The 13,984-nt window shown below is 38.2% G+C and carries 13 protein-coding genes; all 13 read right to left on the bottom strand.

What is annotated here, in order from left to right:
* Positions 1-58 precede the first annotated feature (58 nt).
* Complete coding sequence (locus I9192_RS06775) at positions 59-289, bottom strand: hypothetical protein (RefSeq protein WP_005030288.1); 231 nt, start codon at positions 287-289, stop codon at positions 59-61.
* Positions 282-2,291 carry a hypothetical protein gene (locus I9192_RS06770; RefSeq protein WP_200150259.1) on the bottom strand — a complete coding sequence of 670 codons (2,010 nt, stop codon included), beginning with the start codon at positions 2,289-2,291 and terminating at the stop codon, positions 282-284. Before I9192_RS06770 ends, I9192_RS06775 begins: the two co-directional genes overlap by 8 nt.
* Before the next feature lie 16 nt (positions 2,292-2,307).
* A complete protein-coding gene (locus tag I9192_RS06765) occupies positions 2,308-2,709 on the bottom strand; it encodes a hypothetical protein (RefSeq protein WP_005028961.1) in 402 nt (133 codons plus the stop codon).
* Entirely contained in the window at positions 2,706-3,065 is a 360-nt protein-coding gene (locus I9192_RS06760; RefSeq protein WP_200150258.1) for a carboxypeptidase regulatory-like domain-containing protein, read from the bottom strand. Before I9192_RS06760 ends, I9192_RS06765 begins: the two co-directional genes overlap by 4 nt.
* Entirely contained in the window at positions 3,055-4,269 is a 1,215-nt protein-coding gene (locus tag I9192_RS06755; RefSeq protein ID WP_200150257.1) for a hypothetical protein, read from the bottom strand. Before I9192_RS06755 ends, I9192_RS06760 begins: the two co-directional genes overlap by 11 nt.
* A gap of 51 nt (positions 4,270-4,320) precedes the next feature.
* Positions 4,321-5,937 (bottom strand): hypothetical protein, encoded by a 1,617-nt coding sequence (locus I9192_RS06750; protein ID WP_200150256.1) that lies wholly within the window; start codon positions 5,935-5,937, stop codon positions 4,321-4,323.
* 10 nt (positions 5,938-5,947) lie between these two features.
* Positions 5,948-7,909 carry a hypothetical protein gene (locus I9192_RS06745; RefSeq protein WP_200150255.1) on the bottom strand — a complete coding sequence of 654 codons (1,962 nt, stop codon included), beginning with the start codon at positions 7,907-7,909 and terminating at the stop codon, positions 5,948-5,950.
* Positions 7,899-8,312 (bottom strand): hypothetical protein, encoded by a 414-nt coding sequence (locus I9192_RS06740; RefSeq protein WP_005028978.1) that lies wholly within the window; start codon positions 8,310-8,312, stop codon positions 7,899-7,901. The genes I9192_RS06745 and I9192_RS06740 overlap by 11 nt, the downstream gene beginning before the upstream one ends.
* Before the next feature lie 2 nt (positions 8,313-8,314).
* Positions 8,315-11,593, bottom strand: a complete 3,279-nt coding sequence (locus tag I9192_RS06735) for a tape measure protein (protein ID WP_200150254.1) — start codon at positions 11,591-11,593, stop codon at positions 8,315-8,317.
* A 67-nt stretch (positions 11,594-11,660) separates the two neighbouring features.
* Positions 11,661-12,170, bottom strand: coding sequence for a Rha family transcriptional regulator (locus I9192_RS06730; RefSeq protein ID WP_105713160.1), 510 nt, complete (start codon positions 12,168-12,170; stop codon positions 11,661-11,663).
* Positions 12,171-12,482: 312 nt separating this feature from the next.
* Positions 12,483-13,061 (bottom strand): hypothetical protein, encoded by a 579-nt coding sequence (locus I9192_RS06725; protein ID WP_200150253.1) that lies wholly within the window; start codon positions 13,059-13,061, stop codon positions 12,483-12,485.
* 2 nt (positions 13,062-13,063) lie between these two features.
* The gene (locus tag I9192_RS06720; protein WP_200150252.1) at positions 13,064-13,345 is read right to left on the bottom strand and encodes a hypothetical protein; all 282 of its coding nucleotides are present in this window, start codon (positions 13,343-13,345) and stop codon (positions 13,064-13,066) included.
* Positions 13,346-13,405: 60 nt separating this feature from the next.
* Positions 13,406-13,966: a hypothetical protein gene (locus I9192_RS06715; RefSeq protein WP_200150251.1), complete on the bottom strand. Its 561-nt coding sequence runs from the start codon at positions 13,964-13,966 to the stop codon at positions 13,406-13,408.
* Between the last annotated feature and the right edge of the window lie 18 nt (positions 13,967-13,984).

Here is a 13,984-nt window from a genome sequence, read left to right as displayed (position 1 = left end):
ACCCCCTAATTTTTGTCAATAAAAAAGCACCCAACTGGGTGCCTGTATTTGGTTAATTTCATACTTCTATCTGAACAACAGTGCCCTGCGGTGCAGATCTTTTGATTTCATTATTTGAGATAAATACTCGATCACCCGTTTTGTATTCAACTGAACTGGTGCACATCACTAAGCCTGAATTATCAGATACTAAGACTTTGTAATTTGGGTGATTTGATGAGGTGATTACCCCTACAAATTCTGGTGTTTTTGGTATTAAATCCATTAATCGTTTTAGTGCATTACTCATTAACTGTGCGCTCCACCTTAATTGATTGGCTCACAATAGAATATGTAAATGAAACACTTACAGCATCAACTATGCCCCACCACTCACCATTAAATGCCAAAATTTCACCTGGTACACACTCACCGATTTCATGAGTAATTGGAAAATCAAAATTATGAGATTCAACTTTGCCTGACTTAGCTAGCTTAGATTTACCAAATCCCCCCATACTTACAGCATTAAATAAAGGGTTACTTACTGGCTCCAATAAAATGTCACCTGCAGTATTGCGTCTACGGATTTGACCAACATTGCCGTTTCTAGGATTTGTTAAAGTGATTGCGTTAAAATCCAGCAACTCATCAAAACTATCACCATGTTGAATCACAATGCTTTCAGGTAAATTTCGATCATAGTCATCTAAATTTAAGGTATCCCAAAAAGTCTTTTTATAAAGTGGTCTGATTGAAAGTGTATTACTTCCCTTTTCACTATAAACAAAGCCACCCCCAGCTTCAGCGATAAGCTTAATCGCATCGATTGGCGCAAGATTCGTATAGCTCAAGCTTTCAGTTTCAACAATCCAGCCAAGCTCATCAATAAGCTGCCAATCCAATACAGTCTCACTGTTCACCCGATATAGTTCAGCTTGAACAAGTTGCACTGAAGTTCGTTCATTCTCTTGTAAGTAAGAGCGTACCGGTGAATATTTACTTTCAAGAAGTGCCGTTGGACTTCGTCCAGTTAAATTGTATGTAGTATCAGCAAACTTTTGAGATTTTGAATATTCTTCATACATCATCATGTGAATATTTCCATTCACATTAATTTTCAATACATCTCCTTTTTCAAGTTTTGTCATTTCATGCTCTGTGACAGTAAGACTGTATGACCAACACCATCGGCTACGATCTGTGTTGTAAGAGCCATTAAGCACCTTAATTTCTTCATTAGTGCGCGTATTAACAATCGATACGTCATTCACGATATACCACCAATTTTTATTAACTATTGAAGAGATACAATCATCAACACCAAAATTTAATATGAGATTGTGGGCATCAATTTCAGTGCAAGCACAAACAAAATTAAAATCTGTATCACCCTCAAACTGCAGTTTTTCAGGTTCTGGCCAAGGGGTAATAGAGTGCTTTCTATAATGTACTGGCTTGGCTTTATCCCAAACAAAGTTACAAGTCGTAACCAGCTCCAAACCCTTATCCCAATCGATTTGATATTGCATTTCAAAGTACTGAGCCACATCAAAACTACATGTAAACTGCTTACGTTTACGAACTAGCTCAACCCAATCTATAGACCTTTGAACAAGTAATTTATTGGACTCCTCAAAAACCAAAGATTTCGTTATTTTAATTCGTTCATTGTCTTGCCATGCTATGCATGAATCTGATTTCAATCCTGTAGATTCCTCAAAGATTAATTTAATCGAATGGCTGAGACTTGATGCTTGATCATGCTTTATCTTTGATTCATGAATAATGCTTAAACCATGGTCATAAAAAAAGGCACTATTGAGTGCCTTAAGTATTGGTTTTGAAAACTTGAGTCCTTTATTGCTCAATATTTGTTTAGTGAGTTGATAACTTGCACTAAGTTCAGCAAAGACACCCAGATTGAAGTTAATATCAAATTGTGCATTTAAGTTTGGGATGAAACTTGTATTAAAGTCAGCTTCAATTGTGCAGAACTGATCAATTCTAGTGGCTTCAATTATTGCAAGAAAACTTGTTGAGACTTCACACACTAGATGACTAATCTGACCTTGAAACACTTCAATTTCAGCACCAAACCCATTCTGTAGTTCAGCATCAAGAAGATTTAAAGTGAAGCTTTCAGCAAATATTTCTGAATTAAATGCTGTGTAGATCTCAGCAATTAATGAGGCTTCTTGAATCTCGTCTAAACCGAAATTTAATACAAGATTATGAGCATCAATGCTCTGAAGTTCATCTTTAAAATTAAGGTTAGTTTGCAATGGATCAGGTGGCGTATAGTTTGGCACATCTACACCCCTTTATTTATTGAAGCGTTGGTTTTAAAACAATGGAATTGAGCATTAATGTTGATCCAGCCACCAAAGTTGGATTGTTTAAAGTGATATGTGTGCCCACTTCAAAATCCGCAACCACTTTGCCTGCAGCAGAAAATAATCGAGCAAAAATAGCTGTACCATTTCTCAGTACGATTGCTGCATCAGTTTGCTGTAGCTCAATGCTGTCAGTATTTAATTTCTTAAAACAAGGCTTGGGCAATGTCATTGTAACCAGACGCTTTGATTCATCAGCTTCAATTGTTGTATTAGCAGGCTTATCACTACTATAAAAAACAAAGGTAGCATTTTCGCTACCTTGATCAATATAATTTGTCAGAGCTTGAAGTTGAGTTAGCCCAGCTTCAATTGATGGTATTACTGCACTCATTTCGCTTTCACTCCATCAGCAATTACAGCGTTATACTCTCGTTTGGGATCAAAAGCCGTTACAAAGCATTCAATTCCTACAGCTAAGTTTCTAAAAGCATATGAACCATCGGACTTGGATAAAGTGGTCCATAAAAGCTGTTTATTACTTCGCTTAAATACACAGACTTCTACACCTGGATAAACCACATTTAGCTTTTTGGTGCTCCCTTTGATTTGTCCGAAACCTTGGTCTGAGTTCAATACGGTTATAATTCGCTTGCTAGGTTTATTGAGGATTTTATAGTCCTTAGATATTAACTTTTGATAGTCAGGATCATAATTTCCAAAGAAAACTCTCATTAATCTAATAGCCAAGTTTTATCTCCTCAATAGGTGAGACTACGTATAGTCGCTGTCCATTACTTGCTGCACAGAATCCATGCAAAACCAGTTCTGATTTTTGCTCCACATCCTTTTGAGTTGTTGGTAAAGTTGTGGGTGAAAATGCTGGATTATTTGAAGATGCATATCTGCAAAAATATAATCCACCAGTTACGTTTCCAATAAATTGTCCATTTGCTCTCAAATATACCAAAGGTAAATTTGCGGTGGTTGTATTAAACGTATCTATTGAATCGGGTAAAAATGAGGATGCTGAATTATTATACTTAGCCAATGTAGTGTCCAATCCATCAGATTGCTCTTGAAAAAGAACACGATAATTCCCCACATAGGCAGCACCAGTTGCGGCGACAATCTGACCATCATTTGATCCAGTTGTATCTATTGATCCATAGGCATCACCAATCAATACAGGATAATTTAAACTTTCGTAGCCAATATTAAAGAAAGGAAGTAAAGCATTGGTTCTAATTCCATATTCACCAATTTGCGACCAAGTAAACATCACTAGATGGTATTTACTACCTACAATATTACCCTTGCCAAAGAAGGGATATCCTTGGGTATAAGTGTAGTCATTTGCAGTACTGGAGGCATTTCTTGAAAATTCCCAAGCAAATGTATTAGGTGTCGAAATCTCTCTAGATTCTGCTAAAGAATAACTATCTGTTATTTTACCAGTTGTGCTGTCAAACGACTTACCAACACAAGGGGAAATTCGGTTACGGTAATTTGAATTATTTTGAAAGCACAATCTCAAGTATAGGTCAGACTCATCCATAGATTTTAGCTTATATACTTGAATATTTGCTTGCTCATAAACTAGCTGCCAACCTAGAGGTGCAATATATGTTGTAAAGCCCCCTGAGATAGTTGCAGGCGCATTGTCTACCGTTAATGTTATAGTGTTGTTTGTCACACTATCAATCACATATTCGCCAGTTAAATTAACAGCATTTAACTTAAGCACGCGATTAGCGACATATCCATGATTCACCCCATAAGTTAAGGTAACTTGATTGCCTGTAACCACTACACTTGAGACAGTCTGTGTGTTGTACCCTTGAGTAAGTATTTTCTTAAAGCGATCTGGGAAAAGGTTTTTTGAACCCACACAAAAATCCAATCCTACATCTGAAAAGTCAAACATTTTGGTTTGCGTTTGCTTCATAGCCATTTTTATTACTCATAAAAAAGACCGCTTTAAGCGGTCATATTTGAACTAAGTTTAAATTACGCGATCAATGTCACCGCGTAACATGACTTGGAATTGATCTGTAAGCTCAGTTGGTTCTGATTGTTTGACTGTGCGTATTGCCCAGACTGGGTACATTGCTGAGATCGAGTTAAAGCGCAATACATTACTATTCGCCCAACCTGTACCCCACCCCTCTTTTTTAATCACAAAATATGGGACCAAAGTAATCGGATTGATTGGCGCAAAATCAGCATTTGTGCTTCCTGTACCCACTTCACCCGAATATTCACCCACACATTTGAAAGTTGTACCACTAACAAACACAATCGCCCAACGTTCTTGGATTGCACCTTTATTCGTCATTTGGATCGGATAAATCGCATCATTGTAATTTGCTGAAATCGCACCACCCGATGCCTCATCTGACCAAACATTATTCCACGTCTGCTGAACAAATTTTTGAGTGTAACGCGCCTGCATTTCATCAATAACCAAAGCCGATCCTACAATGGTATTTTCTGCATCATAGTTATGTGTAAGTTGCTTAGTGAATGTTAGTTGCCCATTGATCTGAACATCACGCAACAAACCCATATCTTGATAGCGATATTGAGCAATAAAAGGTGGTGTAAGCGCATTTACTGCAAAGTCACCAGATAATGTGAATTTGCCATAATCATAATCAACCACATATTGATCAAATGGAACTTTTACCCCTTTTGAGTCAATCAATTCACACCAGGAGATACGAATATCGGGTAGCTGATACGTTTTACCTGCCACATGATCTGGCATTGCATAATCTTTGTTCGCACTGACAACGCAAATCCCCCCAATTCTGAAAATTGGCACTCGTCCATCAAGCGGTAATCGAGTTGCTGATAATCCTAAAATCTCTGCATCTAAAGGGATGTAGGTGTAAGCTACAGCGTTATACCGAGCAGATGATGCATCAATCCACACGGGTACGTTTAAATACGTCTTTGTTGCTTCCTCATACTCAAGTAGTGGTTCATACCATGGTTTAGCTTCAATCTCAGGTCTATTCGCCACAGTGATTTCTGTTTTAGTATAAAAGTAGATCTCTACAAAGCCAGTATCATAATTAATCTTGCCGTGTGCCCGACTTGTTTCAATCACCCCATTTTCATCTGCTGTTAATGTCAACTGACCAAAATCTAAAGATGAAATTACAACAGTTAAAGATTGTGGTCGAATTGGAATGATTGGTGTTCTGAAACTAAGTTTATTTACAGGTGGCAGATCAGTTGTTGTCGTTAATGATTGAAGTACAACAGTGTTGTCGATGTTCGGCGTCCACGTATCGAGTTCAACAACACCATTGCCGTAATAAATTACTCCCGATGCAATACCACTATTTGTTGCAGGATCTACATTTCGATATAAAGTGCCTGTGCGATCAAGAAAAGTATCACTGCCTATTTTGAAACGTACTGAGCCATTCAAAATTTGCTCATCGTATCCAGATGACAGGTCGAACTTAACTTTTTCTGCAATGATATTTTGCGTTGAAGAATTCACACTTGATGTATCACGATAGCTCACTTGAATATTTGTAGCAGAGTAAGCCCTTAATTCAACTTCTTTGCCTTGAATACTAGAGGCTTGTGGTGAATAAAATGACATATTTCCTCACTTATGCTGTTCCGTATACAGCAGTAGCGGTATAAAGAGTCTCGAAAACTCGTTTAATTAATTTGGGGGTGACTTCACACTGACCACTGGCATATGTGATTGAGCCTTGCACTTGACCTTGGTCATTGACCAAGTTTCCAACACTTGAACTAATTGGCGTATCTGTAAGGTCCACATAATCTGTCGATCCTTCAGGTGCGCTTACAGGGATCTTTAAACTCACACTGTTGGGTTGAATGGCTGATCCGGTACCAATGGTAAATACAAGTTTTTGCCCAGCATCTGGTTCAATATTTGTTCTATTTTGAGTTTGCTGTGGTCCAAAGTTATAGGTCACAACAAAACTAGTATTTTTCTGTGGCAATTTCACAGGGATGATTTCACCAATACCGGTTGTGTAATTAATTGAACCTGTTGCATCCCCTGTAAATTTACCTTGTGCATTGCTGACAGCTTTTTTAGCAACACCCTCAAGCAACCAATCTACAGTTACACCTGGAGCAATCCCCTCTTTTTCTAACTGAAAAGAGAACTTTGCTTTATTCACGGGCAAATCAGAACGTGTGAATGTGACGATTGGCGTTCCCCACAATAACAATATTGGTGAGCCAACATCTGGTAAGGCGCCTGCTGTAAGAGTCCAAGATCCTGTTTCATAATTGATTCGACCTGAACCAAATGAGGTGCTTGAACCTTTTAACTGCCCCGAACCATCATCTTTTAACTCATAGAACTTACCTTGAGCCATATAAGAAATGGACAAACTTCCTGGTGCAGGAATTGGAACTAAAACGCCTGTCCAGTTTGTGCTTTGATTATTTTGCGTGACTGGAATGGAATAACTTTGAAAATATTGGCTAGGCGCTGCAGCAGGTGTAAATGTAATCTCAAGTGCCGTGCTTCCTGTCCCTGCTGATGCTGTCCATTGAATTAAGCCACGCTGATAATCAATTGTTCCAACCTGAGTACCTTGCACATTCTTAAGCAATCCGCCCTGATCTATAACTTGCTGACCAAACAGAGCGAATGAAATACTTGAAGGCATTATACTAGAACCAATGTAGAGGTTTTGGCTTGTACTAACTGTTGTCACAAAATTTGCAGAAATTGCGCCTGAATTACCCGGCACTAAAACAACACTCTCACCTGCAGCATTTACATCAACAATTGGTGATTCAGTTTGCGCTGATGGAATAAGCTGAGTAAACACTTCGCCCACATTAACTGTGTATTCACCTAGTTGTGCATCTGTCTTTAGCTTTTTTGATGAATAGTACAAACCTGTATCAGCAACCAGTGTGTCACGTATAATGGTTTGACTTTTCTCGCCTGAATACCATTGTTTAGCAGAAAGTCCGACATAATCTTGATCAAGCGGATCATTCAATGAGTAAGTAGCAATCTTATACTCAACCTGTTTACCATCAACAATCATGATTGCAATACGAGTTTCAACTTTGGTAATTCGTACATATTGCTCATGTTGCAGCGCTTTCCCTTCATTCGATACAAGTACAATCGTATCACCCACAGAAGATTCAACCTCTTGCGGAAACATAACCGCTTGAAGGATCTTCATGCCTTGATAGTGTGTGTCCTGTGGAATACCCGCCATTTGACCACCTTTAGCCAAATAGTTTTCAATGCGGTTCTGTGCTGAATTACGCTGATCTGTCCAACTTCTTGTACTGAATAAAAGCGCTGACACATTCGGATCTTTCGGCAATTCAGATACAAAGACTGTGGCACCCATAAGTTTATCAGTATCAGCAGTTGTGACAGCTGGAAAAATCTTTCTTAAAGACACATTACCCATGGTTCGGTCAAGTTCGGATATATCATCAAATAGATTGTTGCTTAGACCGTCAACAATGATTTTTCCATTGTATTTGCCGCCACCATCATCATTATCAGTCATCCGCTCAGGTTCATAAATCACCAAGTCTTTAGTTTCAATCGGCATCGCTTAACTCCAAAAATCGCAAAGTCACGTTATATTCGTCATCATCCGAAATAGATGGATGCTCAAGCACTGGACTCGCCTCAATTGCTTTGTCTTGATGATTGAACAAGACATTAAACTTTCGTTTATCATGAAAATAATTAAATTGAAGTTCGAATTTTTCTTGCAGGACTGACCAATCTTTTAACTTGCTTACAACATGACGTTTAAGCCACGCCATGCTTTTATCAGCAGTCAAAGTGATTGGTCGTCCTGACTTTTTTATGCCCTCTTGAATGATGAGTGCACCGTCTACAGCACGATCCTGCTTTTGTTCAATAGGGTTCCAATCAAACTCATCAGACCATAAAAAGCCGTCAGACAATGTGACGGCTTCAGATGTACTTTTTCGAACTAGTTTCATGATTATGTACTCTTTTTAATAGTTTCCAACTCACTCAAAATTGAATTGAGGTTTGTTTCAGTTGAAGGAGATCCATAAACAGTTGCCTTATTCTTTCCAGTGCTAATTTCATACTTCACTGTCTTACTTGAATCACCAATACCTATTGTTGATGATGAATTTCCAGCATATTGAGTATATTTCTCCAGTTGTTCTCGAACATAGTTTGCGTTTGAAGTACCTCCACCGCCTCCTGCAAATGATCCAACAACATCCAAACCATTTTTTGCAAGCCAAGAAGTTGATGCATTTCTATATCCATCACCCAACTTTGAGCCCTGAAGAATATTTTTGGCGATTTCGGCAGCTTTTTTATCGTCGTAACCCATTGCTTTAAGTTCAGCTTCAACTTCAGACTGATTAAATGCCAATCGAGTTTTTTCACCTTGGGTTGTTGAATGCATACCACCTTGCTGAGAATCCAAAGCCTTTGCCCAAGCCTCAGATGAAGAAAGGGCTTCTTCTCGGGCTACATCACCTAGGTCCCTAAAGCTTTGCTGTGCACCATAAGTCGCATTACTGACTCGTTGCATAGAGGTTTCCATTTTATTGGTTGCCTCTACAGTTGCCTTTCCTGTGCTATCAATTTGGATTTCAAGGTTTCGACCTGCACCCACAGCATTAGCCATGGCTATAACGCTTGTGTTACCTGATAATGCTGCAGCTTGAGCAGCTTTTTCATAAGCTTTTTGTACACCTTCAGCTGTTGCCTTGCCACTATCTCTCACGTTAATAAAATCCATCATTGCTTGTTGTGCAGCAATTTTTAGATTCTCTTTAGTTTCAATGCCAAGTCGTTTAAAAGACTCAGTGACAGGATCAATGGTAGCTGGTAATTGCTGCGCTTGATTTTTAATATCAATCAAGCCTTGTTCAACTTGTCTTGTTGATAACACACCTATATCGCCAAACTCTTTTAACTTAACCTTAGCGGCTTCAATTTCAGCTTGACTATTTGCGGCTTCAAGTAGCTTACGCCAACCTGTCATAGTTACAATTGCTGCTTGCTCACCTGTTGCGCCTAGTGCTGTTAAATTTGCTGATGTAGCAGTAAGTTCGCCTTGAAGTTTCAAAAAATCAGGTGATACTTGATTCAATGACGCACTGAGATCAATTCCTAAATTTTTTGCAGACAACGAAGCAGACGCAAAATGCGGATCAAGCTCAACAGTCCTAGCTTTGATTTCCGCTATCCCTTGTGCAACTTGTGCTGTAGATAATTGACCTGTTTCACCAAATTCTTTTAATTTGTTTTTAGCTGCTTCCAAGTCCGCAGTATTTTTAGCTTGCTCCAACCATTTCTGCCAGCCTTGAAAAATCAGCTCCCCAGCTTCCTGTCCCGCTATACCAGATACTTCAAGCCCTTTGGATAGATTTGATACGATTGTTTGAGTTTCGCCAAATTTAGCAGATAACTTGTTGCTGTATGCGTCTAGATCAAGCCCCAGTGTTGAAGCTGCTTTACGCGTGTCATCAATTAACTTTTGTGTAGTAATAGCAACCTGTGCACTACTGGTTGCTATTGCGGTAACAATAGCCTTACCTGTCTTGTCAAATTCGACAGCAAGCCCTTGCGCTGCAACTTGAGACTCAATGATTTTCTTGGTTTGTTCAGATAAAGCTGCCCCACCCAAAGTTGCTGAATTGATTTGAGCATTAGCAACCTCTTGAGCTGCCTTAATTTTTTCATCAGTTATCTTCTTGCTTTCTGCTTGATATTCTTTTTCTTTAACATCAAGCTCCGCAAGACTTGCCAAGGCTGCATCAATCGCAGCTTGATTACCAGTTTTCCGCGCTTCAAATAATTGCTGTTCAAGTAAAACCCTTTGATCGCTAATAGCCTTGTAATCTGCTGTATGCTTAACTTCTTGAGCGATTAATTGATCAATAGTAAGTTGATTATTAGCTATAGAGTCTGCATTCTTCTGTTCTTGGGTTTTACCAATATCCTCATATGCTGCAATAGCTTTAGATTTAAACTGCATTGCACCATCAGAAGCTTTTTGATAATACTCCTCTGATTTGGCTTGCATAGCCCGCATGTTTGCAATAGCTTCCTGCTTAACATCACCCCATGTAAATTTTGAAACTAAATTTGACCATGCGGAACCAACAGAATAAAGCGCCCCCACAAATAGATTGATGCCAATACCTATTGCAGAAAATCCATCACTTAAAGCACCAATTACCACATTGATAGCTTGAAGTGTTTTAGTAAACCCATTTGTCTTATCATTCGCAGTATCAACACCACTGTTGAAACTAAAAATTTGCCCTAATACTGTATTTATTGCATCAAATGCCGCTTCAAATGCAGTACCTGTAGTTGAAGCTAATTCTTTCAAAGCATCATAAGCGCTGATCAATGCAATTTTTAAGGTTTCAATTGTTGCGGGATCAATTTTCTTAAGCTGATCTCCTAACCAAACAAAACCTTCACCAACATCATTGAGGATGATATCTAATTCTTGAATGTTGTCAGCAAGTAACTTGAGCCATTGAGCGACAGCAGATGAAGCACCGTTAGCTTGATCCATCTTGCCTATTAAAATTTCCCAACTTGTTGAAATACGCTGTAATGCATTGCCAATTGTTAGGGGAAATTTATCGTAAGTTGCCTGAACTGATGCTGATTGGCTTTGAAGGGCTTTTGCTACACGCTCTGAAGAAAGCTCACCTGCTTCCGCCATTTTACGAAGTTCACCAGTGGTTACACCTAAACCTCTTGCCAAAGCCTCAGCTAAACCGTAACCACCCTCCATAATGCTGTTAAATTCTTCACCGCGAAGTACACCACCTTGCATGGCTTGAATAAATTGGGTTACTGCTCCATCTGCAGCTTCTGCTGAGCCGCCACCAATTTTAATTGCTTGTGTTACTGTTTTTGTTAGGTCTAGCGCTTGTTGTTGCGTCATCCCCATATCTTTACCCACAGCATTTAAGCGAGTAAATAAATCTGCAGTTGTGGTTAGATTGGAGTTTGTAGCAAGTGCAACTTGGTGAACACCTGCCATTGCTTGATTAAAGTCCCCACCATCCTTGGTGGCTATGTTGATTCGTGCTGAAAGGTTTGTGTATGAATCCGCAGCCTGTGCCAATCCTTGAACACTTAAACCAACACCAACAGCTGCCATTGCAGCTACTAAGGCATTTACAGCAAATTTAGCACCATTCATGCCTTGCTGTAAGCCTGCAGTATTGGCTAACAGGTTTAAACGAAAATCTAATGATCCTGAAGCCATACTATCCTCAACTTTTCTACAGGCAATAAAAAACCTCCATTAAGGAGGTGTTGGTTTGTGAAACTATTTATTCAAATAAACATGGTTGCATCAAACGTTCTACTTCTTTGATTGCTCCCACTAATGTGTCACGTTTCTTTCGATAACTTCCTAAAATATGCCCAGCTAAACTCGCATCTGCTTTTTCTAAATCCAATTGCAAACTAAGCTTATTATGGATATTTGCATGTGATTGATATTGAGAATTCAGATATTCTTTTGTCTTATAAAACGCTTGAACTAAAGCACACTTAAAATCTACAACTCTTTCTGTATTGCGCATTAGTGTCATCAGAAACGTTGCATGTTGTTCGTTTAAGATGGCAATTCTTCTAGATTGAATACCACCTTCTGTTTCAAAGGGTCGCATTTCAAATGCCACCCTTCCAAATTTATTAAAGTGATGGATATGCGTTTTGATTAACTGCATCACAGCTTTGTGGTTTGCTCTCGCACCATCTGCAATATGCAATGATGTGGTCAAAGCCTTTTCATTTTCCACAATCACAATTTCTTGTGTCGTTAGTACGTTTGACATGGTTTACTCCTAGATGCTCAATTGATTTAAACCATTCACCTGAGCATCAAAAATTGTGGTGAATGACAAAGGTAATAAAAGAGCCGACAAATGCATTGAACATGAAATATGCATTGTTTCAGGAGCTACCCTAGTTGGCTTGGATGCCGTATTTCAGGCATTAAAAAAGCCGACTTTTTAGGTCGGCTTCACTTGGTAAAATCTTAAATAATGTCAATAGTTTTTTATAATTGTTTGTGTTGTATTAAGATCTATTACAGCTCAATGGATTTTTGGCATTAAAAAAGCACCCTAGGGTGCTTTCTATTATTTTCAACAATAATCAATTAATGCTGTCGCATTCCTTTGGTGATCAGACCCCATGCTTATAAAAAGATTAGAAACATCTTCATTTTTCTGCATAAATTGTAAAAATCCATTAATTGAAAAATCATAGGATTTTAGTAACTCTTGCTTCATCTTTGCTTCACAATCAGTTTTAGGTGAATGGGACTCCAAATCTCGTTTGATTTGCTGCATATCTTTAACTGGCTGAGATAAAGCAATCCTAGAAGTAGATCCAGCGACACTAAAAGCATCACTCCATCGTCCAGCCAAATCAACATAGAATTTCTTTTCAGCTATAGTGATTTTTGGAGATTCGACAACTTTTTTAGCCTCCAAGTAATCCATCATGTATTTGCTTTGAAGCTCTTTGATCTTAATATCTGTTGCATCTTTTAATTCTTTTTTAGCAACCTCTTGATTAAGAATTGCTTGAGCGTCAATTATCTTTTGTTTCTGCTCGGACTCAGCCTGCTTCAATCTCACCATATCTTCTTTATTGCTTTTATTGATGTAATATCCAACAAATAAAACAATTACAATAAGAGCTCCAACTGCATATTTCACTATCAACGCTCCCACTGAATTCTATAAATTTTACCCTCTAAAACAGTGATGGTGTATTTCAAGCCATCAATGCTGTAATAAAAGTCAGTATAAAATACCAATTTACCTCTGGCATCTCGTCCTGAGTATTCATATTTACCATCTGGGCGACCTAGCTTAGACATCATAGTCCCAACAGAATCGTTATACTCAACAATATCATTTGTTGTTCTAATGCTTCGAGCATCAACAGCAAAGGCATTCGCTGAACTTAAAAGTACAAGTGCTAATAATATTTTTTTCATAAATATCCCCTCATTATGAGAACAGGATATCTTTTGAATGTTTGTTGTGCAATGTGAAATTTATGAACCTTTCATCTCGTTTGAAAATTTCTTATAGCCATTATTATCTGCATGATATGAAACACGCATTGTGCTTCCAAGACTTAACAATGAATTCCTTTCATTACGTTGCGCAGCTTTTAAGTATTCAAGAAAAGCCCCAAAACTATAATCCAGTATGTCCTTGTGACGATGTCCTTTGCTTATCAAAAACTGGAAAGAATCAAACCAAGTATTTTCTGATTTTTCAGTAGATATTTTCTTATCTTCTTGATCAAAGTAAGCTTTATTAATCGTTAATACATCTGAAAAAATTGACAGAAATGTATCTGCATCGGTATTCATAATATTTGAATAATAATTTGCATCATGAATTGTTGTAAGCGAGCAAACCATAATGGCTGCTACAATGTGTTGTTTTACAATTGATTCAAGATTCTCATTTGAATAATCTTGTTTTAAGTCTTTCCGAATCATTTCAGCAAACTGCGACCATTTATCCAAGTCTCTTACAGTGATTTGCTTGATTTCAATATCTTCATTAAATACAGATCGATTAGACGCTAAAAAGAATTCATTCATTTTAATTACTCGAAAACA

Source organism: Acinetobacter bereziniae, assembly GCF_016576965.1.
GTDB lineage: Bacteria > Pseudomonadota > Gammaproteobacteria > Pseudomonadales > Moraxellaceae > Acinetobacter > Acinetobacter bereziniae.
The sequence above is the reverse complement of the archived record's forward strand: the minus strand, read 5'-3'. Positions and strand labels throughout refer to the sequence as shown.